The 23381-nt window shown below is 45.2% G+C and carries 22 protein-coding genes; 11 read left to right on the top strand and 11 right to left on the bottom strand.

The window, feature by feature from the left end:
* Nucleotides 1-102 precede the first annotated feature (102 nt).
* From QUA36_RS07130 to QUA36_RS07120, 3 genes are all read right to left on the bottom strand, one after another.
* On the bottom strand, nt 103-732 hold the full coding sequence (locus QUA36_RS07130) for a response regulator transcription factor (protein WP_333118484.1): 630 nt from the start codon (nt 730-732) through the stop codon (nt 103-105).
* Nucleotides 733-739: 7 nt separating this feature from the next.
* Entirely contained in the window at nt 740-7429 is a 6690-nt protein-coding gene (locus tag QUA36_RS07125; protein ID WP_333456401.1) for a PAS domain S-box protein, read from the bottom strand.
* A 266-nt stretch (nt 7430-7695) separates the two neighbouring features.
* On the bottom strand, nt 7696-7863 hold the full coding sequence (locus tag QUA36_RS07120; protein WP_333456399.1) for a hypothetical protein: 168 nt from the start codon (nt 7861-7863) through the stop codon (nt 7696-7698).
* Nucleotides 7864-8057: 194 nt separating this feature from the next.
* Between QUA36_RS07120 and QUA36_RS07115 the strand changes: the two genes are divergently transcribed.
* From QUA36_RS07115 to QUA36_RS07090, 6 genes are all read left to right on the top strand, one after another.
* Nucleotides 8058-8195: a hypothetical protein gene (locus QUA36_RS07115; protein ID WP_333093233.1), complete on the top strand. Its 138-nt coding sequence runs from the start codon at nt 8058-8060 to the stop codon at nt 8193-8195.
* A gap of 236 nt (nt 8196-8431) precedes the next feature.
* Nucleotides 8432-9094 carry an isochorismate family cysteine hydrolase YcaC gene (gene ycaC / locus QUA36_RS07110; protein ID WP_333093232.1) on the top strand — a complete coding sequence of 221 codons (663 nt, stop codon included), beginning with the start codon at nt 8432-8434 and terminating at the stop codon, nt 9092-9094.
* A gap of 167 nt (nt 9095-9261) precedes the next feature.
* Nucleotides 9262-10818, top strand: coding sequence for an iron uptake porin (locus QUA36_RS07105; protein ID WP_333143960.1), 1557 nt, complete (start codon nt 9262-9264; stop codon nt 10816-10818).
* Between the two features lie 69 nt (nt 10819-10887).
* Nucleotides 10888-11466 carry an antibiotic biosynthesis monooxygenase gene (locus QUA36_RS07100; protein WP_333456396.1) on the top strand — a complete coding sequence of 193 codons (579 nt, stop codon included), beginning with the start codon at nt 10888-10890 and terminating at the stop codon, nt 11464-11466.
* 36 nt (nt 11467-11502) lie between these two features.
* Entirely contained in the window at nt 11503-11778 is a 276-nt protein-coding gene (locus tag QUA36_RS07095; protein WP_333099895.1) for a UBP-type zinc finger domain-containing protein, read from the top strand.
* A gap of 32 nt (nt 11779-11810) precedes the next feature.
* The gene (locus QUA36_RS07090; RefSeq protein WP_333099896.1) at nt 11811-12743 is read left to right on the top strand and encodes a DUF5996 family protein; all 933 of its coding nucleotides are present in this window, start codon (nt 11811-11813) and stop codon (nt 12741-12743) included.
* 74 nt (nt 12744-12817) lie between these two features.
* Here QUA36_RS07090 and QUA36_RS07085 read toward each other — a convergent pair whose 3' ends face one another.
* Nucleotides 12818-12943, bottom strand: coding sequence for a hypothetical protein (locus QUA36_RS07085; protein ID WP_333099897.1), 126 nt, complete (start codon nt 12941-12943; stop codon nt 12818-12820).
* 16 nt (nt 12944-12959) lie between these two features.
* Here QUA36_RS07085 and QUA36_RS07080 point away from each other — a divergent pair, with 16 nt between their 5' ends.
* The gene (locus tag QUA36_RS07080) at nt 12960-13142 is read left to right on the top strand and encodes a hypothetical protein (RefSeq protein ID WP_333099898.1); all 183 of its coding nucleotides are present in this window, start codon (nt 12960-12962) and stop codon (nt 13140-13142) included.
* A 603-nt stretch (nt 13143-13745) separates the two neighbouring features.
* Here QUA36_RS07080 and QUA36_RS07075 read toward each other — a convergent pair.
* Nucleotides 13746-15419 (bottom strand): ATP-binding protein, encoded by a 1674-nt coding sequence (locus tag QUA36_RS07075; RefSeq protein ID WP_333456394.1) that lies wholly within the window; start codon nt 15417-15419, stop codon nt 13746-13748.
* A 162-nt stretch (nt 15420-15581) separates the two neighbouring features.
* Here QUA36_RS07075 and QUA36_RS07070 point away from each other — a divergent pair, with 162 nt between their 5' ends.
* From QUA36_RS07070 to QUA36_RS07060, 3 genes are all read left to right on the top strand, one after another.
* Nucleotides 15582-16319 (top strand): hypothetical protein, encoded by a 738-nt coding sequence (locus tag QUA36_RS07070; RefSeq protein ID WP_333456392.1) that lies wholly within the window; start codon nt 15582-15584, stop codon nt 16317-16319.
* Nucleotides 16320-16601: 282 nt separating this feature from the next.
* Nucleotides 16602-16961 (top strand): hypothetical protein, encoded by a 360-nt coding sequence (locus QUA36_RS07065; protein WP_194060967.1) that lies wholly within the window; start codon nt 16602-16604, stop codon nt 16959-16961.
* Between the two features lie 185 nt (nt 16962-17146).
* A complete protein-coding gene (locus tag QUA36_RS07060; RefSeq protein ID WP_333143557.1) occupies nt 17147-17668 on the top strand; it encodes a hypothetical protein in 522 nt (173 codons plus the stop codon).
* Between the two features lie 109 nt (nt 17669-17777).
* Here QUA36_RS07060 and QUA36_RS07055 read toward each other — a convergent pair whose 3' ends face one another.
* From QUA36_RS07055 to QUA36_RS07045, 3 genes are all read right to left on the bottom strand, one after another.
* Complete coding sequence (locus QUA36_RS07055) at nt 17778-17924, bottom strand: hypothetical protein (protein ID WP_333143558.1); 147 nt, start codon at nt 17922-17924, stop codon at nt 17778-17780.
* Nucleotides 17911-18531 carry a Uma2 family endonuclease gene (locus tag QUA36_RS07050; protein ID WP_333456390.1) on the bottom strand — a complete coding sequence of 207 codons (621 nt, stop codon included), beginning with the start codon at nt 18529-18531 and terminating at the stop codon, nt 17911-17913. Before QUA36_RS07050 ends, QUA36_RS07055 begins: the two co-directional genes overlap by 14 nt.
* A gap of 152 nt (nt 18532-18683) precedes the next feature.
* Nucleotides 18684-18917 (bottom strand): hypothetical protein, encoded by a 234-nt coding sequence (locus QUA36_RS07045; RefSeq protein WP_194012320.1) that lies wholly within the window; start codon nt 18915-18917, stop codon nt 18684-18686.
* Between the two features lie 178 nt (nt 18918-19095).
* Between QUA36_RS07045 and QUA36_RS07040 the strand changes: the two genes are divergently transcribed.
* Nucleotides 19096-20325 carry a hypothetical protein gene (locus QUA36_RS07040; RefSeq protein ID WP_333456388.1) on the top strand — a complete coding sequence of 410 codons (1230 nt, stop codon included), beginning with the start codon at nt 19096-19098 and terminating at the stop codon, nt 20323-20325.
* Here the strand turns inward: QUA36_RS07040 and QUA36_RS07035 are convergent.
* The 3 genes from QUA36_RS07035 to QUA36_RS07025 all read right to left on the bottom strand — a co-directional run bounded on the left by QUA36_RS07035 (nt 20267) and on the right by QUA36_RS07025 (nt 23357).
* On the bottom strand, nt 20267-20689 hold the full coding sequence (locus tag QUA36_RS07035; protein ID WP_194060121.1) for a hypothetical protein: 423 nt from the start codon (nt 20687-20689) through the stop codon (nt 20267-20269). The two genes, QUA36_RS07040 and QUA36_RS07035, sit on opposite strands and share 59 nt — an antisense overlap.
* Nucleotides 20690-20747: 58 nt before the next feature.
* A complete protein-coding gene (locus QUA36_RS07030; protein ID WP_333456386.1) occupies nt 20748-21869 on the bottom strand; it encodes a DUF6753 family protein in 1122 nt (373 codons plus the stop codon).
* A 690-nt stretch (nt 21870-22559) separates the two neighbouring features.
* Nucleotides 22560-23357: a mobilization protein MobD-like protein gene (locus tag QUA36_RS07025; protein WP_172192730.1), complete on the bottom strand. Its 798-nt coding sequence runs from the start codon at nt 23355-23357 to the stop codon at nt 22560-22562.
* Nucleotides 23358-23381: the final 24 nt, after the last annotated feature.

Here is a 23381-nt window from a genome sequence, read left to right as displayed (position 1 = left end):
TCATTGGTTTTCTCACCGGATGGTCTTGGATTTTACATTCTTTATCTCTATCACATCTTTAAAAAAATGGTATTAGAATCCCAATTCTATCGAAAGTACACCCTACAAACTGACAATGCCGCGTTTAACGGCAACAATCACAGCTTGAGTGCGATCGCTAACATCTAACTTATTCAAAATCCGATTAACATGGGATTTAACAGTACCTTCACCAATACTCAAAGCAGTCGCAATATCCGCATTACTCATTCCCTTCGCCAGTGAGCGGAGTACTTCTAGTTCTCTTTCACTCAGTTCTGGATTGCTGAGGCGCTGTACCAACTTTGCTCCTACATCGGGCGGAATATACTTCTGACCCCGATGAACGGTACGAATGGCATTCAGAAGCTCGTCAGGTTCAGTTTCTTTCAACAGATATCCTTTTGCGCCTGCCTGCAATCCCCGATAAATATCTTCGTCACTATCATACGTGGTTAGTACAATAATCCGAGCCGATTTAGCAGCAGCACAAATTGCACCGATGGCGGCAACTCCTTCCACTTCCGGCATTCGCAAATCCATGAGTGTAACATCCGGTTGATGTTCCCGAAATAAGGCGATCGCTTGTTCCCCATTTTCGGCTTGGGCAATCACCTGCATATCTGGGTCACGGTTAATAATCGTGGCTAATCCTTGCCGAAAAATAGCATGGTCGTCCGCAATCAAAACCCGAATAGTCGTGGTTTCGCTCATTGTGATGTTACTCCCGATTGATGGTGACAATAATCTCTGTTCCTTGTCCAGGTTGACTCCTAATCGTGAGTTGTGCGCCGATACGCTCTGCCCGTTCGCTCATGCCGAGTAAGCCAAATCCCTCAGAGGATGGAATACTTCCAACTCCAAAGCCCTGTCCATTGTCTTTCACGCGCAAGCAAAACTGATCGCGATCGTATACTAGCTGGACTCGAATTTCGTCAGCATTGGCGTATCTAATCGCATTGGTCAATGCTTCCTGCCCCATTCGCAGTAGGTTACTCTCGACTTCAGTCGGTAGAGAATACACTGTACCTTCAATCTCATAATATAAAGTGGTATCCATTGCGGCAGTTCTGATTTGAGCGATGAGACGATGTAGAGCGCTCTGTAAATTGCCCTCCTCCAAAAGCTGAGGACGGAGCGCGACGACCGATCGCCGTGCTTCAGCCAGTCCAGTTCGCGCCAATTCTTTGATCAGGTCTAGGTGTGCTTGAGCTGCTTCTAAATCATCTGTTAGCACCTGGTTTGCGGCTCCTACCTGAGCGAGAATACCTGTAAATGCTTGGGCGAGTGTATCGTGAATTTCGCGTGCCATGCGGTTACGCTCTTCTAAAATCGAGGCTGCTTCTGCTTGCTTTTGCGGCGTAATATCTCGCACTAACCAAATCACCTGCTCGTGCCGAATCGGGGCAATGCGAACCGAAAACCACATTTCTCGTCCAGCTATCCAGTGGCTGTATTCAACGGTGAGGACTTGTTGGGTTCTCAGTACCTGCTGAATGCAACTCAGGAATTCATCGGCTTGTTCCTTGGTAAGGAGTTGATGCAGTGTTTTACCAATCTGCTCCTCGATTGGTCTACATGACTGATTGGGATCTCTCTCGACTGCATCGAGTACTTGCCCTTCAGCAGTTAGTACATACAACGGGTCGGGAATTGCCGTAATTAAAGTTTGCAGCTCTTTCTCTGAAGCTTGTAGAGCGGCTTCTGCTTGCTTGCGATCACTAATATCCGCAATCACCCCTTCGATGTAGTCATCGTCTGCATTCAGATAAAGAGAGAAAAGCCCCCAAAACAATGTCCCATCTCGTTTTCGCATCTGGACTTCAAAGCTTCGCACTTCTCGATCCCGCTTCAGCAACTCAATGAGGTGTTGGTGATCGCTGGGATCTGCATAATAGCCTATGACGTGTTCAAGCCCAATGATCTCCTCTGGTGAATCAAAGCCAAACAGATTGGCATGGCGTTGATTGGCATCGAGAAGTAATCCATCCGAGAAGCGGACTCGGTAGATGCCAACCTGCGAGTTTTCAAAGATATTGCGGAACTTGGCCTCACTGCGTTGTAATGCCTCTTCTGCTTGCCTACGCTGGGTGGTGTCGTTGCCCACCGATAAGATTTCAACGACATCTCCCTGATCATTGAAGATGGCTTGATTCGACCAGGCCATCCAAACTCGCCGATCGTCTCGACACAGGTTTTCACTCTCACCTTGCGGGTACAATTGAGGATTACGAAGTAAATCGTGAACAAATGGTTTGACATCACGTCCAGAGGTTTCGATGTCTGGAATGATTGTTTCAAATAAGGTTCGCCCTAAAATCTCATGTTCTTCATAGCCCAGGAGTTTCACCCCATAATCGTTGATGTATCGAATCCGTCCTTGCGTGTCATAGCGAATGATGACTGAATTCGCGGTTTGTAGCAGGTTGCGGTAATTGGCCTCACTTTGTCGTAACGCAAAAGTTCGTTCTGCGACCTGTTGCTCTAAAGTGCAGTTGTAGTCGGCTAGGAGTTTCTCGGCTTGTTTGCGCTCTGTAATGTCCTGAAAGGTAGCGATCGCATAAGCGATATTGCCCTGTTGATCAAAAACTGGTGTTCCCCGTGCCTCAATTAGAATTGTGACATGATCTCGACGAATTTCTATATCTTCAGTCCTGATGCGTTCGCCCCTTAATGCCCGCACAATAGGCAAGCTCTCCGCTGGATAGATTTGATCCGTTCCCGCTACATAAAGCTGATAAGCCTCTGAGAGCTGCTCCGGTGCTATGGAAGTATCAGTTTCTTTGCCTATGAGTTGATTGCCGCATTGGTTGGCATAGTAAGGGCAACCCGTCGCATCCACGATCGCAATTCCCACTGGAATCGCTTCGAGGAACTGGGTGATCTTGCTTTCCTTAGCCTGCAGTTCTGAGTAAAGGTTGGCATTTTCGATGGCGATCGCTGCTTGAGTCGATAATAGCTGCAAGACCTGCGATCGCTCTGGTGTAAATACTCCAGTTGCTAACTGATTTTCTAAATACAATACACCGACCAGCTTGGCTTGATTTAGCAGCGGTAAACAGAAAACAGATTGAGGCTGGTTCTGTTGAATATATGGCTCATTAATAAAAGCACCTTCACGAGTCGCATCATTTAAGATGACAGGCTTCAGAGTCCGAATCACATATTGAATGATTGATTCTGGCAATTGTTCGGCAATTGGAATAGACTGTAACACCTGAGTCGCACAAGCATTTTCATCGGCATTGAGTTCACAAGCCGCTTCGATTAACCATTTTCCTGAGTTTTCTAAAATCAGATATCCGGTTTGTGCGCCAGCATTCTCAATTAAAGTTTGCATCAGTAATCGCAGCAATTGCTTCAGTTCAATTTCACGAGAAATCGCCTGTGAAGCTTTCATCACTGCTGCTAAATCGAAAGCGGTATGGAAGGGATTAGTGATAGTTTCAGCAGTAATAGGAATTGATGTGGAAGCAGCTCTAGACGACTGAGAAAAGAACTGTGGATAGCGAGTTTCTAAGTCTTTAACTTTAGCGATCGCGCCCCAGCGATCGTAACAATAATGCGCCTCTTTCATATAGGTTTGAGCAATTTTTGACCGACCTCGCGCCAGATAATGTTTAGCCGCTAATTCATACGCGAGTGCTTCTTCCTGGATATACTCATTTTCAGCAGCACCTGCGATCGCCCGTTCATAAAACTCTTCAGCCTCAAGAAATTGCCCTAAGACTCGTGCTTTCTCTGCCTCGACTAGATAAAATTTATGTAGATAATTCATTGGGGCGTGTTCTGCCCATTTCTGCATTTTTTCTTGGTTGGTGTTAACACAGTTTAGCCAAGCTGCTTTGTCAGAGTTTGAAGCATCGAGCGATAGGCTCAAAAGCGCCAGAGAATGATAGAAACAGAATATAGGTAGAATCGTTATTGCTGACACCTCTTCAAAATGTTGCTTTGCCAAAATAGCAGTCTGTTCAGCTTGATGGTGTTCTTCAAATAGATAACACAACATGACTTTGTGCAAATAGAGTATTTGAATTACAGTTCCATCTTTAACTGCAATAGCGTGTGATAACGCCTCCTCTTCATTACACACCCGACCAACTAAGCGACTGGGATTCTCAGCCCTGTCTAGCAAATTAAGAATGGTCTGCCGCAATATTGTCAGCCAATTCGAGGGACTTTCTCGTCTAATTTGGTCGATCGCTTTGCTGTAAATTACTGTTTTTTGTTCCAGTTGAGTAAGTTCCTCTCCAGCAAAAAATGAGTTATGGCACACGTAATATGCAGCATAACCAGCAGATTCAAAGTCTCCGGTTTCCACTCCTTCCTGATAAGCCTCAACCAGCAGTGGTATCGGCTCCTTAAGATGCACCTTCCAGTGCATAACATGCTCACTAAATAACTGTAATGCTCTAGCCTTGCCTTTTTTGGTATTCAATCGTTCTGCCGAGGTAAGAGCCAATTGACCAAATTTATAGCCGAGTTCAATGTCTTGAACAACTCCACATAGAACAAATCCGTAGGCAGCATAATACAGCGGTGACCAGATAGTATTACCGTAGTTGATTGATAAATTTACCGTTTTGCATATAATCAGTATCCACAGTGCTGGTAACGTTATAAATGCAGCAGACCCCATATTCGATAGGATTGTTATAGCTGCCACTGGTTCTGGTGCAGCCACCTCTGGTAAATTACTCAAGTCTTCGATTTCTCGTTCAGCGAGTAGTGCAGCCGTTGACTCCAATTCCCTTTGAATATCTGCCAGACTTGGATTTTCTATTAAATCTATTCCCAAAAGCTTTAACGCTTCCAACCCAGTTTTTAGTGTTTCTTTCAGGTTGCCCTGTGACGAATATCCTTGAATTCTGCTATCGTAAGCCTGCACTTTGTCAACCACTGTTTTGGCACGATCGAGTACCACTTCTACCAACTGTTCCATCTCATCAAAGCGACCCTGGAGATACGCCGCTTCTGCTGCTTCTGAGTACAGCGCTAAGGTAAGGTCATACTCACTCTGCCAACTCTCTGAATTGAGGAGTTTAAGCCCTGTAGTGAAATACTTAAAAGCTGCTTCATAAGCCGTTGCTGCCTTTGCTTTCTGACCTGCCATTAAATTCAATCTGGCAATTTCAGTTCGTTCGGATCGAGCAGTGACTAGCTCAAGTCCTTGATTGAGATGATCGATGATTTCAAACAACCGATCGGATCGTTGCTCTGGTGAAGTTTTTTCGAGCAAATTGCGACCGATTTGGAGATGAACAACCTGTTTCTGCGATTCATCAATCAAAGCATAAGCCGCTTGCTGAACGCGATCGTGCGAAAACTTATACTCTTGAACCAACAAGTCTTCGTCCAAGTCAGACAGAGGTTGAATTAATCCCGCTTGTATTGCTTCTAATAAATCCTGAAAAATTGCTTTCGGTGACTTTTCGCAAATGATCGCCAATGTCTCTAAATCAAACTCAGCCCCAGTACAAGCGGCGATGGAGAGAATTTGTTGTGTTGCTTCCGGCAATTTCTGCAACTGACGCAGTAGCAACTCCACCACATTATCCGTGATATTTTGAGCTTCAATCTCTGCCAGGTTCCACTGCCAGCTCAACTGTTGGGCATCAAAGGTCAACAGATTTTCGCCATACAGCAGCTTCAAAAATTCACCAACAAAGAAAGGGTTGCCCTCAGTTTTACGCAACACGACTTGGGCTAAGGAACGAACGGTATCAGGATTGCGATGTAATGTCTCAGCCACCAGTTGAGTCAACGGTTCCAGCGTTAAGGGAGCCAGGATGATTTCCTGAAGTACTGCTCCCTGGTTTCGCAAGCTCTCCAGCATCAAAATTAATGAATGCGTTGGAGATACTTCATGATCTCGATAGGCTCCGATCAAAAACAGATACTGAATTTGCTCATCAAGTAAGATAAGTTCGATTAACTTCAAAGTCGCAGAATCAATCCACTGTAGATCGTCTAAGAAAATGACCAGGGGATGCTCTTTTGCACAAAACGCCCGCACGAATTTTTGAAACGTGAGATTGAAGCGATTCTGTGCCTCAGTTGCTCCAACTTCGGGTATAGGCGACTGCTTGCCAATGATTAACTCAACTTCGGGGATGACATCAATGATGATTTGTCCGTTGCTGCCCAGAGCAGTGAGCAGGCGCGATCGCCACCCTTTCACCTGCTCATCCGGTTCGCTCAAGAGTTGCTGCACTAACTTTTGCAGGGCATTCACAATGGCGCTGTAGGGAATGTTGCGCCCAAATTGGTCAAATTTGCCAGAGATAAAATAGCCTTGGTTTGCTGTGATCGGTTTATGGAGTTCCTGCACCAATGCCGTTTTGCCGATGCCAGCATAACCGGAGACCAGCATCATTTCACGATGCGGTAGTAGGGTAATGTCTTTTTCTGCTCCCCCACTTCCCCATTCCCCTATTCCCTCATTCCCTGCCACTCTGTCGAAAGCCGCCAATAATGCTGCAATCTTCGCTTCTCGCCCATATAGTTTTTGAGGAATGCGGAACTGCTCGGAAACATCTTGCAGTCCCAATGGCATAGGTTCAATTAAACCCACTTCTGCCAGTTGCTGGGCACAGCGTTCTAAATCTGCTTTGATGCCCCAGGCACTTTGATAGCGATCCTCCGCATTCTTTGCCATCAGTTTCAAAATCAGATCTGAAACAGGTTGGGGAATCGTTGAGTTTAATTCATGCGGGGGAGCCGGCGGTCTGGCAATGTGGCAGTGGACTAGCTCTAGGAAATCTTTAGTCGGAAACGGTAATTGTCCCGTCAACAGTTCGTAGAAGGTTGCACCCAGTGAATAAAAGTCGGTGCGATAGTCGAGCATACGGTTCATTCGTCCGGTTTGCTCTGGCGACAAATAGGCGGGGGTTCCTTCTAGAAGATGGAGACTTTTGAATGTCGGATTGGTGCGACTGAAGCGAGTGGCAATGCCAAAATCAATGATTTTGACAACGCCAGTCCTCGGATTAAAGACAATGTTGCCAGGATTAATATCTTTATGGATGACATGGGCCGCATGGATTTTGCCTAGAGTATCAGTAATGGCGATCGCCATATTCAAAAAAACCGACAGCGGCATGGGACAGAAGTCTAATTGTTGCCGCATCCAGCATTCTAAAGACTCTCCACCAAGGTCTTCCAAAAGAATAACCAGCGTGCGCTGGTAGTCTTGCTGGCTGTATGCCTTGACTACGCCTTCAATGTTGAGAAAGCGAGTAATTTCATACTCTTGCCGATAGCGAGTTAAATCCTGAGGAGAGGGATAATCCTGCTTGAGAACTTTGGCAATCACTGCACAGTTATCTTGCTCTCTGATACCCCGATACACCAAAGAAGCTAAGCTCTCATAGATTTTGCTGTGAATAGTAACTCCAGGCAGGGTAATCATTGAACGCCCCCCGGCGAAAGACTGTCATCCGTTTCCCAAAGTATATCGCTTGCCAAACTCCAGAATATAAAGCTCCTTGTGTGGATCTTTATATCTTGACTTGTAATTGCTCAACTCAGTAGCCAATCAGACTGGTGTGAGGCAAGGGCATGGGAAATAGCCTGGAAGGCAGAGATATAGCCTTTTTCAAAAAGGTGAGGTACGATTTTTTGCCTGGAAAGCTTGACACTACAGGGTTTCTGTATACCTCATTAATCTGAGAACCGCTATACATTCAATATCTTCCACAGGCTACCTCGGAATCGAGAGCCGTATTGCTGAAGCGTTGAGGCAGCGAGGGTCTGTCGTCGTCGGTTCACGGCAATAGCTCGTAGTGACAACCGCTTCATCCGGGGGGCAAACAGGTCATCGCCCGCATCAAAGGTGTGGGACATCGCTACCGGATTTTGCATTCAGACATTGATGGTCGATCAGTTGTATGAATGTACTTTCGATCAAATTCGGATTCTAACTTAAGTTAGAGCTAGCCTTCTACTCCGCGATGGCATGGTTAATCTATCAATTTGTACTGTAAAAAATTTAACTTGCTATAGGCGACAGCTTGAAGGCGACCACCTATATTGAATTTATGCAAACAGTCATGGAAATGGATCGAGCAAGTAAATTGCACGGTTCCATGCTTGAAGGCATAAATATTCAAGGTGCAACTGGATTAACGCACGCTCAAGCAGCGACGTTGAAAGCATTAGGAGCAATCGCACAGTGAAGCGAATGCCCTTTGGGCACGCGACGCGAAAATCTTAACTCTGTGCTTAACTTGCGGAGCTTAAGTGATGAAATTTGGCGTTGTCTTGCAGACTCAGTTCATGGCGCGATCGCTTACGTCATCAACCCTTGAGGGTAAACAGACGTTTCACTTAAAAGCACAAGCAGAGATGTTTAGCTTTTGATTTCATTCTGCAATTCCTCATTCACCAATCGCTCCAATAGGAGAATTACCTAATGTCTACATTCAAGTACAATCGTCTAGACAAGAATAATGCTGCTGTTTTACTGGTGGATCACCAAACTGGACTGTTCTCGCTTGTGCGTGATATTGGTGCTGCCGACTTCAAAAATAATGTGTTGGCGCTAGCAAGTATAGCCAAGTTTTTCAACCTGCCTACTGTTTTGACCACTAGCTTTGAGGATGGTCCCAATGGAGTCATTATGCCTGAACTGAAGGAGAAGTTTCCCGATGCTCCTTTTATTCCGCGCCCCGGACAGATTAACGCTTGGGACAATGAGGAATTCGTTAAAGCCGTAGAAGCAACCGGTAAGAAGCAATTGATCATTGCTGGCATTGTCACTGATGTCTGTGTTACGTTTTGTGCGCTTTCGGCATTAGAGGCAGGGTATGACGTTTTTGTGGTTACTGATGCCTCTGGCACCTTCGATGAAGCCTGTCGCGATGCAGCGTGGGATCGGATGTCTCGTGCTGGAGTTCAGTTGGTCAATTGGTTTAGTGTTGTAGGTGAATTGCACCGTGACTGGCGTAACGATATTGAAGGGCTAGGTAATCTCCTTGCAGGGTTTATTCCTGACTACAAAAACCTGATGACTAGTTATGTGGCAACATCAAGTGCTGGCTCTGCCAGTCGTGAGCGCCTGATGACTCCTGTGTAACTGAGTGGGTGTTGTCATTGCCAAGTGATCAACTTCATTTGCAATATTGCAACGACACTTGATGATTTCGTGAATGGCTAGGATCGATTGCCATTGATCGATCCTAGCCAAGGTGGTTGCTGCCAAAATTACCAAGTAATCCGGTGTTTCGAGGGGATTGATTCTCAATGAAACTTCTCTTTCAGTCGATTCTCTCATCGTGTCTGATCTTTGGAGGCTCTCTGATTTACCCATCCCTGGTTGAGTCTGCCATTGCCCAGGATACCTTGCAAGGTCAAGTCCCCTCTGTGAATCTACTGGCTGATGTGCAACCGACCGATTGGGCATTTGCAGCATTACAAGCCTTAGTCGATCGCTACGACTGTATGGTTGGTTATCCAAATCAACTATTTCAGGGCAATCGAGCCATTACTCGTTATGAGTTTGCTGCTGGGCTAAATGCTTGTCTAGATCGGCTAGATCAGCTACTAGCCAGTGCAACAGTAGATCTGGCGGAAAGAGAAAATCTACAAACACTACAAAGACTTCAAGCGGAATTTGCATCAGAACTCTCAACATTGCGTAGACAGGTAGATTCCTTAGAAACCCGCACAACTCGATTAGAGTCTCAGCAATTCTCCCCTACAACAAAATTGACTGGAGAGGTCGTTTTTGCTGTGAGCGGTGCATTTGGCAGTGATAGAGCTGTACCACCAGGAGAAACACCTGGTTCTAGGGGTGAGATCGGTGACACTATCATTTTTAGCGGTCGTGCGCGGTTGATCTCGGACACCAGTTTTACGGGGCAAGATTTACTGAGAATTCGATTTCAGGCTGGTAATATTCCAAACTTTAGAGCAGCCACAGGAACCAATATGGCTCGCCTAAGTTTTGATGGTAATACAGACAATCAGTTCATTCTCAATCAACTTTATTATCAATTTCCCATCGGGTCAGATACTAGGGTGACTGCGATCGCCCAGGGCACTTTGTTTGATGTGGTTGATACGATTAACCCTCTATTGGGAAGTGATGGCAGAGGTTCGATTTCCGCATTTGGGGTGCGTAGCCCTATCTATCGTGAAGAAACAGGTGGGACAGGTGTTGGTATCAACCATAACTTTAACTCAGCCATCAATTTGACACTGGTTTATCTTGCTAGTAACGCCAACAACCCGACTGCGGGATCTGGATTATTTGATGGTTCTTACTCTGCCTTAGCACAACTGACACTCAAACCCACAGAATCCTTAAGTTTGGGCTTAACCTATGCTCGTTCTTTGAATTCAATTGATATTGGTACCAGTAGTGCCATTACCAATGATCCCTTTAATGGAAACAGTACCAGCATTGTTGGGGATAGCTATAGTCTTACGGCTTCCTGGCTTGTTAACCCTGCTTTCAGATTGGGAGGATGGATAGGATATCTCCGGGCATCGGCGCAAGACCTCTCCAATGCTCCTACTGCTGAGATTTTTTACTACGCAGTTAATTTTGGATTTCCAGATTTGGGTAAGGAAGGAAACTTATTAGGCTTTGTTTTTGGACAACCGCCTAGAGTGATCAGCAATCAGTTTGGAGTAAGCGATCGTAGCACCTCATTGCACTTTGAAACTTTCTACCGGTTTCAAATGAACGACCATCTCTCAATCACTCCTGGTGTAATCGTCATTACCAACCCTGAACACAACAGCAATAATGACACGATTTTTGTTGGCATTATTCGGACGACGTTTCAGTTTTAGAGTCTATACAGGCACGGTAAGAGCTGTTTTTCTGTTTTAACCATCCAATTTCCCGGACTGTTAAATTCTATGTTGGAAGAACCATTGGCGAGCAATACCAGTCAAGAAAACTATCTAGTCACCGCCGTGATTTCTCATATCGTGAGACCAGGACGTGAACAAGGTTATGAGGAATGGTTGCACGGAATTGCGACGGCTGCTCACCAATTTAAGGGACACTTAGGAGTCAGCGTGATCCGACCCTGTGACCACACTCATCCTGAATATGTGGCAATTCTCAGATTTGATCATTACGACAACCTCAAAACCTGGCTGGAATCCAGTGTGCGGCAGGAATGGCTGGAGCGGTTGCAGCCCTTGATTGAAAAGCCTGAAACCATTCAAACTCTAACGGGTCTGGAAACCTGGTTTACGCTTCCTAACAAACCCATGAAGGCTCTACCTCCGCGCTACAAAATGGCGATCGTGACATGGCTGGGAGTATTTTTTACGATATCTATTCTCAACCGTTTGCTAGTACCGCTCCTGGTTGGGCTTCCGGTATTGCTCAGAACCTTGTTGGTTACAGGTCTAACGGTTGCCCTGCTGACCTACGTGATTATGCCGCGCCTCACTCAACTCTTTCGCAAATGGCTGTATCCCATTTGAGCAAGTACATATCTTGCACATTCACAGGAATCTTCCATGTCTTGTCAACACCTGAACGAACTGACGCTGGAGAATATGATTTCAAAAGCCAATTACCCGGTATTCCGCTGTGAGGAATGCATGCGAGTTGGCGATCCCTGGGTTCACTTGAGAATTTGTCAAACCTGCGGCAAAATGCTGTGCTGCGACTCGTCTAAAAATCAACACGCTCGCCGCCATTACGAAGAAAGTGGACATGCGGTGATTAGTTCAGCCGAATTGGGAGAACAATGGCTGTGGTGTTTTACCGACGAACAACAGAAGAACTATTGATCACGCGCCCCTTTTCTACTCGCGAGGAAATCATGATGTCAAATCAGCCTGCCCTAACAGATATTTGGCCGAGTTTACCCCTGGACGCATGGCAAGAGACCTATGCCACCTTGCACATGTGGACTCAAATCATCGGCAAAATCCGATTTGCCCAAACTCCGTGGATTAATCATTCCTGGCATATTCCCCTCTATCTAACCGTTCGGGGACTGACCACTTCCACGATTCCCTATGGCAGCCGCATCTTTCAAATCGACTTTGATTTCATTGATCATGAGTTGCTGATTCAAACCAGCGAAGGGGCAAGACGGGCGATCGCCCTCTACCCTCGCTCGGTCGCTGATTTTTATCAAACCGTGATGGAAACGCTCAGAGCATTGGATATTCACATCACAATTAACACTAAACCAAATGAAGTCCCCAATCCAATTCGATTTGAGCAGGATGAAACCCATGCTACTTATGATGCGGATTATGCCAATCGATGCTGGCGAGTGCTGCTACAGTCCGATCGCGTCTTTCGAGAATTTCGCTCCCATTTTTCCGGCAAGGTTAGTCCGGTTCATTTTTTCTGGGGGAGTTTTGATTTAGCAGTGACTCGCTTTTCGGGGCGATCGGCTCCTGAGCATCCGGGAGGGGTGCCAAATCTACCGGATGCAGTGGCGCAGGAAGCCTATTCCCAGGAAGTCAGTAGTGCCGGATTTTGGCCCGGAGCCGGATTATCATACCCAGCGTTTTATTCCTATGCGTACCCAGAACCCGATGGGTTTAAGCAGGCTGAGGTTCGTCCTGATGCTGCATTTTACAATAAAGAGTTGGGTGAATTTATTTTGCCCTATGATGCTGTCCGTGAGGCAGAATCACCGGATCAGACGTTGTTAGAGTTCTTACAAAGCACCTATGAAGCTGCAGCCAGGTTAGGCAACTGGAATCAAAAGGAACTTCAGCAGTTGACGTTTAAGTAGCAACTGCATTCCTAAATTGGCGTTTAACTGGCAGATATTAAGTGGTGAAATGTAGGACAATTTCGCAGACTGGTTTATTGGACGCTTAAACCTTGCTCGTGAAGGTCAATTCCGATGAACCTATGGTAATTACTCCAATTTTGGGAACCTGTCAGAGCATACTGGCGCGATCGCTCCCCTGAGAGTGCAGATAAACTCAAATTTCTCCTCACCCTGGTGGAAGGAACTCGTTGGCAATACACCAATGGTGTTCAAAATCTGGTAGCCATCAGCCTCAACACCTTCCTCAATACTGGACATTTCGCCCTGGAAGAGTGTGGAGATGCGATCGCCACACTTCCATCTGTTCGTCTGGTTCTCCCAAGAGTTGCTGCACCAATTTTTGCAGTGCATCGATGATCGCGCTCTAGGGGATATTGCGCCGGAATTGGTCAAATTTACCCCAGATGAAACCCACATTCCGCACCCCAACTGTCACATGGGGTGCGGGCGGGCAGTAAATTCCGTGGGATAGTCTAGCGCGAACCGCTCGATACAGTATAAATACTTAAAAATCGATCTGCCAGACAAAAGAACTTGTTTATTTGGCTTTGTATTAAACAATACTCCGGACAGTTTTTGGAACGATACTACAAGCTTACGCGGGGCAAGGAGCATAAAAAAGTCGAATTAAATGTAAGTCAGGGGTGGAGCTGACATTGATTTAATTATCCACAGTGGCTCAAAGTCTTAGAGCCTAATACCAATTCACTATGAAGCTGCATTTAATATAACGCTAAGGATCTAGTTCCAACCAGAAAGACATCAGCCTCATTTAGTGTATCTTCATAGTGAATTGGTATAAGCCATTGGGTCATATAAAAACTGTCCGGACTATTGCTTATAAACTCAATGAAGTTTTACAATACTTCTCTTGTTTGCACCGCACCATCTAATGCGGCAGAAATCTTGGAATTGATTTTCGATGCCAATAAAACCCTGCTATTGCTGTTGATCGTACACTCAAGTTTTCTCGTAAGCAGGTGCCCGATACTCGAATAATTCTTGCTCTGCCACCGCAAATTTAGACTGATCGCCCCCAGAAGCAGGCCGAGCAAAGGACGCTTTATTCCGAATCCCCTGGATATCTTCAGAAGAACGCTCAAACGACAGCACAAACTGAGTTCTCTGATAACGCAGATCGGCCAATTCAATTTTACCAGGTCGTCCTTCACAATAAGCTCGTTCAGCACAGCGTTTAACTGCGATCGCAATTTCAGCACTCGTTGCTCCGGCATAATCAGATAGTAGCAAATACCACTGTCTGTCGCTCCAAAGATTCTCTTTTCCTTCCCCAAACTGCTCTGGGAAATACTTAGCTAAGTGCAAATTGAAAATCTCATAGCGAGCGCCGCTGTGTGGCAAATCCACAAACCAGATTCCGCCGTCGTCAAATCTGCGGATAAGTTCAGCCGGCAGCATTTCTAAGCGGTTAACAGTAGCTAACATTAACACGGGGCTTTCATGCTCCTGCATCCATGTGAGCAATTTCTGCGACAGCCGCCTAGCTACACCGCCATCAGCATTTGATTCCCAGCCAGAAAAACCCTTGTCAAAATCGTCAAAGAACAACACGCAGCCGCCCAAATTATCGGCTGTATCCAGCATTTTGTTGAGAGCGCGATCGGGATTAGAGGAACCTAGAATATTGCCCCAACTTGCTGCTAAAAGCGCATAACCTAGCTTCTTAGCAGCTAGCTTCGCACTCAAACTTTTGCCCGTCCCCGGCGGCCCCCACAGCAGCATTCCTTTGGGAGGTCTGAGGTGATATTTCTTGGCATCAGCTTCTGATAGCTTTACGACTTCGCTCAAATAAGCGTCTAATAGATCTAAACCGCCAGCATGAGGCACGTCGGGAGAAGCAATGAACTCCAACCCCTGGTCTCGAAGTTGCGATATTTTATGCTCCAATACCAACTGTGCGATTTTGACAACTGAAGCGGTCACAGAGAGCGATCGATCTAACACTAATTCAATTTCAGCAGTTGGCAGCCCTAGACTAGAAACAGCCAGCCGTTTTTTAGCAGCTACCGCATCTGAACCAAAATCAAGGGAACAATTGCGATCGCAAAAATTATCTACAAGAACTTCGACTTCAAAACGATCGGGTAACGGACATTTGAGTAGAGGAATTAATGGACTTAGCTTTGATGGTAGTTGGATGTACTCACCCAGCAGTACCCAATATTGCTCGGCTGAACGCCCTTTCAGCTCAAAGAATGCGTTAGTCAATTGAGAATAACGGCGCACAAGAGGCTGTTCGGTACTGTCTGACTCCAAAATGTCCTCTAACAAAAAGATACCGGGGCAGTCATTTTCCAGCAGAAATTGCAGGACATCATTCTCGACAGATAGCTCAGTTTTACATAAGACGCATTCACTATTATACATCTCCGAAATATCTGAAACGCTTGTCATATCAGAATGACAACCTAAATTGGGGAGATGTTTATCCAAACACCGCACCTGTTGAAGAGTTGCATAGCCAGGATTCCAATAATAAACAGGTAAACAACACTCACTGGCGTACTGATGAAATGATGACAATATTTTTTGGCGATCGGAACTGTAATATTCGAGGGCAAATATTGGAGTTTTAGGGACTCTTAAATTAGACGAAATAGTGAAAAATTTCATGAGTTTGTACAACTAAACTAAGGATGTTTAACATAAAAATTTAACTAACATAATTAAAATTTAGCTTCCTGCTAATGAGCGAAAAACTCCCCCTCAAGTGGAGGGGGTAATTGTGCCTAACGGCACTAATAAATTGATGTTATGCAAGTTAAATTGTCAATCATGGTCACAAGTAAAAAGCAAACCGCAGCCACTCCCATTCGCTCTCATTCACCAGTGCCTGCTAAATCTAAGCCACCTGAAAAACAGAACAGTCAAACAGTTAGCAGTAACAATGGAGCAAAATCAAAACCTCAACCTAACCTCAGCCCGGAGCAACTTGCTGGCGAGCTAGTCAAACAGATTCGCAATACAATTCATAAGAAGTACGGTGTGACAATTCAGCGTCGCGATAGCCGTATTTCGACAAAGGTTGGCCACGCAATTCGCGAAAAACTGGGATTGGATATTCAAGCTCAGTTGAACAAGCGCAACGGCAATGGCAATGGTAAAAAGTTCGACTGGCAAGAGTGGAACAATACTGTGTTTCCCAAGCTAGTTGGCCGACCCGAGGAACTCAAGTATGGTGTCGAAGTTGTTGCCTTAGCGATGAGCCAAATTTACGATACAATTGCTGACAACCCGCAAGCTGCCATTGCCGATTTAATGGAGTTCAATGCTCAAAGCTTAAAGCGTCGCAACGAGTTAGCTAAATCCTCTGAAGAAGATACTGAAGAACTCGATGAGGACGACGAACTCGATGATGAAGATGATGAAATTGATGACATACTCGATGAAATTGATGAGGATGACGAAGACGAGGAAGGCGATGAGGATGAGGATGAGGATGAGGATGATGACGATGAGGAGGATGATTTTAGTTTAGACGAAGACGAAGAATTTGAGGAAGACGACGAATAATGGCTAAAGTTTGATTAGAAAGCTCTGCTGAAAAAGCAGAGCATTTTTTTGCCTCTATCGAGGCCTTTTCCACGAATCGCGATGCTGGGTAATGATTGTCGCCACCGTCCGAATTAGGACGCTCTGGGAAGCCGACCCAACAAATTCACAATCAAGGAAATTTTGACCTTGATTGTGAATTTAATTTTACCCACTCACCCACCCCTATTTTTTTTGAATTAATTGTAATTAGCAGACTGCCGTCGCTTTAGTTGTGAAAAAAAACACGCTTGAGGGTTAATCATGGCTAATCGCAAATCCGCTCCAACTCCGATGCAAAAGCAATTTGCAGAAACTCTTGAAGAACAGCGCTTCGAGATGTTTTTGCACGTTGCCCGCGAGTTAACGGGACGTGCCAAACAACGACAGTTGCAGAAAGGTAAAGCTCTTGACTGGGAAGCGTTCAATACTTGGTTTAACAAGCAATATGAAGGCTACTCGGCTGACGAAATGCTTGAAGAAATCTTGAGCAACGTTTACTGGCTTTCATCTGAGCAAGCAGTGATTGACTTGCACTTCCGTTATATCGAGTCGGCAGTCAAAGCTTCTCATAAGAAAAAGGCAACTGACGATAATGAAGAGATTGATGATTTTATCAAGTAATCAATGACGACCCCCGATAAAGGGGATAAAATCCTGCTTGGAGCAGGATTTGTTTTGCCCGCCCACCCACCGCACCAGTTCCGTTTGCGATACTTGCGCCCGCATTCTCAGAAGGCTTTAGTAAGGTTTTGATATTAAACGCGAGCGCGTTTGAGAGATGTTCCACTTGCAAATAAATTATAATCATGTACGAACATATTCAGCATTTTCTCACCCTCACAATTGAAACTGTGGTAATTTTTGGTTACGGTGGCTTAATTGTTCACTATATCGCTACGCTGTTAGCATCGAAGCGAATGAATCCTTCTGAAAAACTCTCAGCAGAACTTGCCCCAGATTTTGTGCCTCTTCTCAATGAAATTGCTTCCTTTCCTGCTGTTACCGAATGTGCAGCAACTCCAGAACCCACAGAAGAACAGCGCCTCACCTCTTCGCTACAATTTAAAGCCGAATTTGCTTCTAATATTCAACTCGATACCGACACATTAAATCTACCTTTCATTCAAGTCGATAGCCTGACTCTTCGACAATGCCGCACCGTTATTCGAGCGCTCAATGCCACTCTCCCACGAAGTGAGCATATTCGCCTGAAACTCAACAAAAAAGATGTGCCAGCAGATTCGTTAAAATTTCAAATCAAGAAGCATTTTAAGCATCGACCGCAGCAATTTGTCTCCCTAATTGAGCAAATTTTGAAAGTTAGTTAGCACGCTCGGGGAATCAACAAGCCAATTAGTCTTTTATTTCAAAACAACTTATGGGAACGATTTGATAGAAAGTTTTTTTGAAGGCACCCTCCTTTTCCTGACCAAGCTATTAGTTACTTTCTTCAGCGCCAAGGGGAATCAGACCCTTGCCCATTTGTTTGCTCAACTCGTTGAGACTCAATCCCCGTTCCATTGCGACCGCACGAATTCTCTCCATCCTACCGACGTTACCTGGATATAAGCTAGATAGCAGCATATCTGCCTGCCGCGAAGATTTGTTGCGCTGTTAATTGCAAGCCGGGAAAGATTGAGGAAATAAGCAGATCGTCATTTTGAAACAACTGTTTTTGATACTCGTCTTCTCGCAGCGTACAAATTGTAACTGTCGGCTGTTTGGGTTTGCCAATATATTCTCTGCCACCAATGCCCAAATAATCAACAATCCAATACTCAGGCACTCCAAGCAGGGCGTAATCTTCAACTTTGCGAGCGTAATCGTTTTGCCAGTTGCTGCTAACAACTTCAGCAATCAGTTTAATTGAGGAACCTGATGTAATTACAGGTTCTTGTTGCCACAAAGGTTCATTAATCAGTCGAGTTTCATCTAATACCAGCACATCGGGGCGAAAGGCTGTTGCTGTTCCTAATAATTTGATGAGACAGCGAGGGGGGATAAGGTAGGGTAGATCCAGGCGGTCAATTTCTACATTCAGTTTTCGTCCCAAAAAACCGGATACTTGTTCGTGCGGCCCTGTTGGTTCCATTTCGGTTAATTCACCATCAATCAGTTCGTAGCAATCGCTGTCGCCGTAGTTTGTAATAAATTCATCAACAGTTATAAGTTTTGGAGGTGATTGAACCATTGTGTTTTTTCCTGATAGATTTACACGGCACAAAAGCGTAATTTTTAACAAGTCCTTGCCGATAAAAAACCCGTCGTTACTATCAATAAAACTTCTAGTAACGAGTTGATAGAAAAAATTTTTTATCTAACCTCCCTTTCTATATCTGGCGATTAGTTACTTTTTTCACCATTGCCAAGGGGAATTAGACCCCTGCCAATCTGTTCTATCAACTCGTTGAGGCTCAATCCGCGTTCAATGGCGATCGCGCGAATTCCCTCCCATCCCACCGACGTTACCTGGATATTTCTTTGCTTCTTGGGTTCTTCATAGCGGGGTTGTCCCCCAGAGCGGTTGAGGTTGGCTAGTGAGTTGGGATGGGGGTGAATTCCTTTCCTGGGTGACATAGCGTCGATAGCATTTCCTTTTTTTTACTATTTTCGCATTTTCTGGAGGCTTCTCGACGATAACTATGTTAGTGTTGAATAGTTCAAGAAAATTCCTGCCCGCGCTGACTCCCCTACTCCGGTTGCGGTCGAGCGCGGGCGAGCCTTGCATTCAACAAACTCGCCAGGAATGCGTCAAATGCAATCAGAAGCAGACGATCGGGAGCCGCAAGCGTTAATTGTTTTGCCGGGGGGTATTGGAGGGTGTACCTCTTGTGCTGCGAAACAACTGCGAATCGACCCCGAATTTCAATCTCTCATTCCTCCCCTGAGTAAAGACGAAAAAGCCGCCCTGCAAGCGAGCATTCTGGAGGAAGGATGCCGCGATCCGTTAGTAGTCTGGGTCGAGGAAAAGCTTCTCATCGACGGCCACAACAGGTTCGCCATCTGTACCGCGCACGGCATACCATACAAAATTGTAGAGATGTCTTTTGACAGTCGAAATGCAGTCAAGGTCTGGACGATCGCCAACCAACTGGGACGGCGCAGCTTGACGCCAGAATCCGTTAGCTACCTGCGCGGCACCTGGTACGAGCTGACCAAGGAATCTCACGGGGGCAAGCGTTCGGCAAACTGTCATTTTGACAGTTTGACAGACAAAATATCGCCAGATAGAGCAAGCTGTCAAAATGGCAGCTTGACAGACAAAACAATGCCAGATGAGGCAAGCTGTCAAAATGACCACTTGACAGACAAAACAATGCCAGAAGGAGCAAGCTGTCAAAATGGCAGCTTGACAGACAAAACAGCACGAGAGTTAGGAGAACGGTTCAAAGCTTCCCCCAGAACGATTTACCGGGATGCCCAATTTACTCGAGCTGTGGATGCTCTTAGTTCTATTGGAGGAGAAGATGTGAAGTGGAAGATTCTTAACCGCTCTGCTGGGCTGACAAAGAAGGAAGTTCTTGCTTTGGCCAATGATGCTCGCAGTCGTCCGGCTCAAGTTGCCAAAACTTTACAGGGGCGATGCCGGAAAGTGAAACCTGAAAAGCAACCTGCCATCGCTCACCACCTAACGCTCAAAATTAGTTCGTTAGTAGAAGTGTATGCGCCCGATCGCCAGGACGTTAACGGTCGGTTGGGGCGCATTCACTCAGTGGGCGAGAAAACGGCTACCGTGTGGATGCGGCACATCCCTACTCTTGCCATGAATTTGCATACCTTCAAACACTCAGCTCTCACCGTCGTGCCGCTCGAAAATCAACCGGGACTTCAAGAAATTTGCGATCGCACTGACCGACTTCACCAATTAGGAAATCTAGATCCTTTTGAGATAGAAATCCTCAACTTGTTAGAAAGAACAACGGCTCTTACTCCCACCGAATTGCAGTATTTAGAACAGATTGAGAACACACACAAGCTTGATTGAGTGCCTCACAACTATTTTTCATTTTGAGAACAGCAATAACTTCGGAAAGTTTATTTGATTCACTTGACAGTTCAAACACTGAGTCAATTAATTTTTGTTGAGCTGCTAATTGTTGCAGTGAATAACAAGCTATTGCTCGCACTCGCTCTGGAGACTTGCTAGCATTTTTAGCAGCAAACGGTCCCCAGAAAGCACTCAGTACAATCTTAATCTGTTCCGATATTGGGTATGTTTGACTCAAACAGTAATCCCAAACCATCTTATCGAATGGGTCGTCTAGTGCAACTAAAACACCCGATATTTGCGACTGCACTTGCTTCTGATTTGGGTCAGGTAACGGCTGATTGTTCAAATTGGCAATCATAAATTTCTCCTGTTAAGCTAACTTATTTACATCCCATTCAAGACTTTAGTATTTGCCCTCAAGGAACAAATTCTCGTTCTTGAGGGGAGCGAATCCACAAAGTACAAAATCCTTTTTGTGCAGGTTTACCCTCTACTGTCAGCGTCACCCCCAATCTATTTATCTCAGTTTCACACAGTTTTTTGCCACCTTTCTCGCTCAACAAAGCTTGATTCCAGCTCATAAATTGGCGAGCATATTTCCCTTCATTGCTGGTTGCCCACTGAATTGTATCCGCGTTCTTGCGAGCAAACTGACCCTCTTTGCTCAGCCCCCATTCGAGCGCTACGGCTTGTTCTAAAGTGAGCTGGCGCGGCCCTTTTGGGTCGAGTTCAGGCGCTGGAATGAACCGGGGCAGCGCTAACCCGATAAACGCGCCAATCGCCATTGCCCCTAACACTACCCCGCTCCCAAAAATCACCGACCAAATATCGTGAGCAACTTTCTCTAAAGCTGCTTGTCGCACTAGGGTGTAAACTGAGTTGGAAATGTGGCGATGTTGCACCTTAACAGCCGCTTTTCCCTGCCGTTCTAAAAACTCCCTGCTTTCTTTTTCCCAATTTTCAGTAAGCTGGCGAACTTGTTCCAGTTCTTGAGAAATAACAGCTTGAGAATCTTTCAAATCACCTTGCCATTGAGATTGCCAATTCTTGAAAAACTGGTCAATCTCTTGTGGTTTTTTTTCTAACAGCAGTTCGAGTTGACCTGTAGCCAGCAATACGATAAAAAGCGGGTCATTTTTATTGAGACCGTATCGGTAAGCTGTCTGAATGACGTGAGAGCGAAATTTGGAGTCTTTGCCCTTAAGTACCTGGCTGATTAGTGACTCAGTATCTCTCTCGTACATGGGAGGGGCAGATAAAGGATCTCTGTTCAGAGCTTCTCTTTCCCTCGAATCATCCTCTATGAGTTCCCAAAACTCCTTTTCATTTAGCTTACTCCCATCTGATTCCAACTTTTCTTCTACTGCATCTTCTGGAAATGTATCTGGAGAATCGGGCCAACTTTGCGAATTTTCAGCGAATTGTATGGAATTATTTTTGGTATTATTAAGTCTGCCCTGTTCCCTTGGCGTTTCCAATATCTCGCCCAACTCTTGAGAGTCAACTTCGGAAAGTTCTTCTAAAAGTCTATCGGACATTTAACCTCCTACCTAATCAAAATCCTAATCTTTATGCTGTTCTGCATCGCGCATTCTATAGTGTGAACTCATATTTTGTCCGTCTCCTAACGAGTTCATCACCCATTGATATCGTTTCCGCCTGCATCGTCAGGTGATAAATTAGAGGGCAATTCATGAATGATTGTTACAAGTCGCCACCTATCTCGGCGCAATTTTCAGTTGTTCGATTCACAGTCAACAGCGTCGCCCTGCCCTTCGACTACGCTCAGGAACCGCGTAGCCGAAGGGTCGAAGGGTCAACAGTCAACATCATGTCTGAGTGCAACCGGAATTGATATGACTGTAAAATTTACAGGAATACCCGCAAATTATCGGTTTAGACACTATCTGTAGTATTAAGATGTGTTTCGGCACACCGAGCCCGCTGGCCCAGTGGTGAAGAAGTTTTTGAAACCCTGGAAATCTCGTAGCGGGCGATCGATCAATCTTCTTACTTTCAGAGTTTTAACGCAATAAACGTTGTTTATTGCTAATATCCAACGCCTGGGATAACACAACTGCGTTGATTGCACTCAGCCAGCCGGCTGGTTTCGGCACACCCTATCAGTAGAGTGTGTGCGTAAGCCTTAATTTAGATTCTTAAAAGCTTACGATACCTTTTTTACAAATTACAGCCTCCTGAGACTTTACCACCTGTTGCTTATTTTGTTACTTATTTTGTTGCTCATTTTCTATTTGCATTTCCTCATTTTTTTTTCGTTCATAGGGCGCGATGACTTCTTTTTTATTGCGATTGGGTACGTTGTTAAACAAACCTACATCTTCTATCAGGCGGAAACAGTCTTCCAGAAAAGTATGCAATCGCTGCTGACTAATCAAGAAGAATTCAGAGTGTTTCATTGCTTGAGAAAATGACAACCGCTTCGTATCAATAAACTTGCGCTCTCTTGCACTCAGAGCCGGCAAATCTACCACAGGAATTCGGTAATTATTAATGAGCTTGTTCATTTCCTTATGGCTTTGTACGTGCGACCAATCTTTGCAAACTCCAAAATTGCGGACAAAAATGTGATTGAGCTGACCTTCAAAGTAGTTGAAAGAGTCAATAAACATTTCAATGCTGTCCGTCGTACCCCCGCAAATAAACCACTTGCATACATCAACTCCTGACTGCTCTTTAAAATCAGGAGAGGTTAAATTAGCTTCGTCAATCCATTTGTTGATAATGCTGTAAACCCGAGCTGGTAAATTGACAATTACAGGAGTTTCTACTGCGGTTTCAAAAATAATATCGATATCGAAAAACTTCTCTTCATCTTCAACTAAAGCTACGATTTTTGCATTGTGTTCAGGATAGCGCTGCTGCACATCAGGATTTTGAAAATCGCCATCAATTAACGTGTACAGCAGTTCATACTTCTGATTGAATTCAACCAGAATCCGAGTTAGCATGGACTTGCCAACGCCACCTTTCTCGCCGTCAACCAAGTGAATCATGTTAGTCATTTCATTCCTCCTTGCTGGATGTCG

The sequence above is a fragment of the Microcoleus sp. Pol10D4 genome (assembly GCF_036701555.1).
Classification (GTDB): domain Bacteria; phylum Cyanobacteriota; class Cyanobacteriia; order Cyanobacteriales; family Microcoleaceae; genus Microcoleus.
This window is presented reverse-complemented; position numbering and strand designations above follow the sequence as displayed.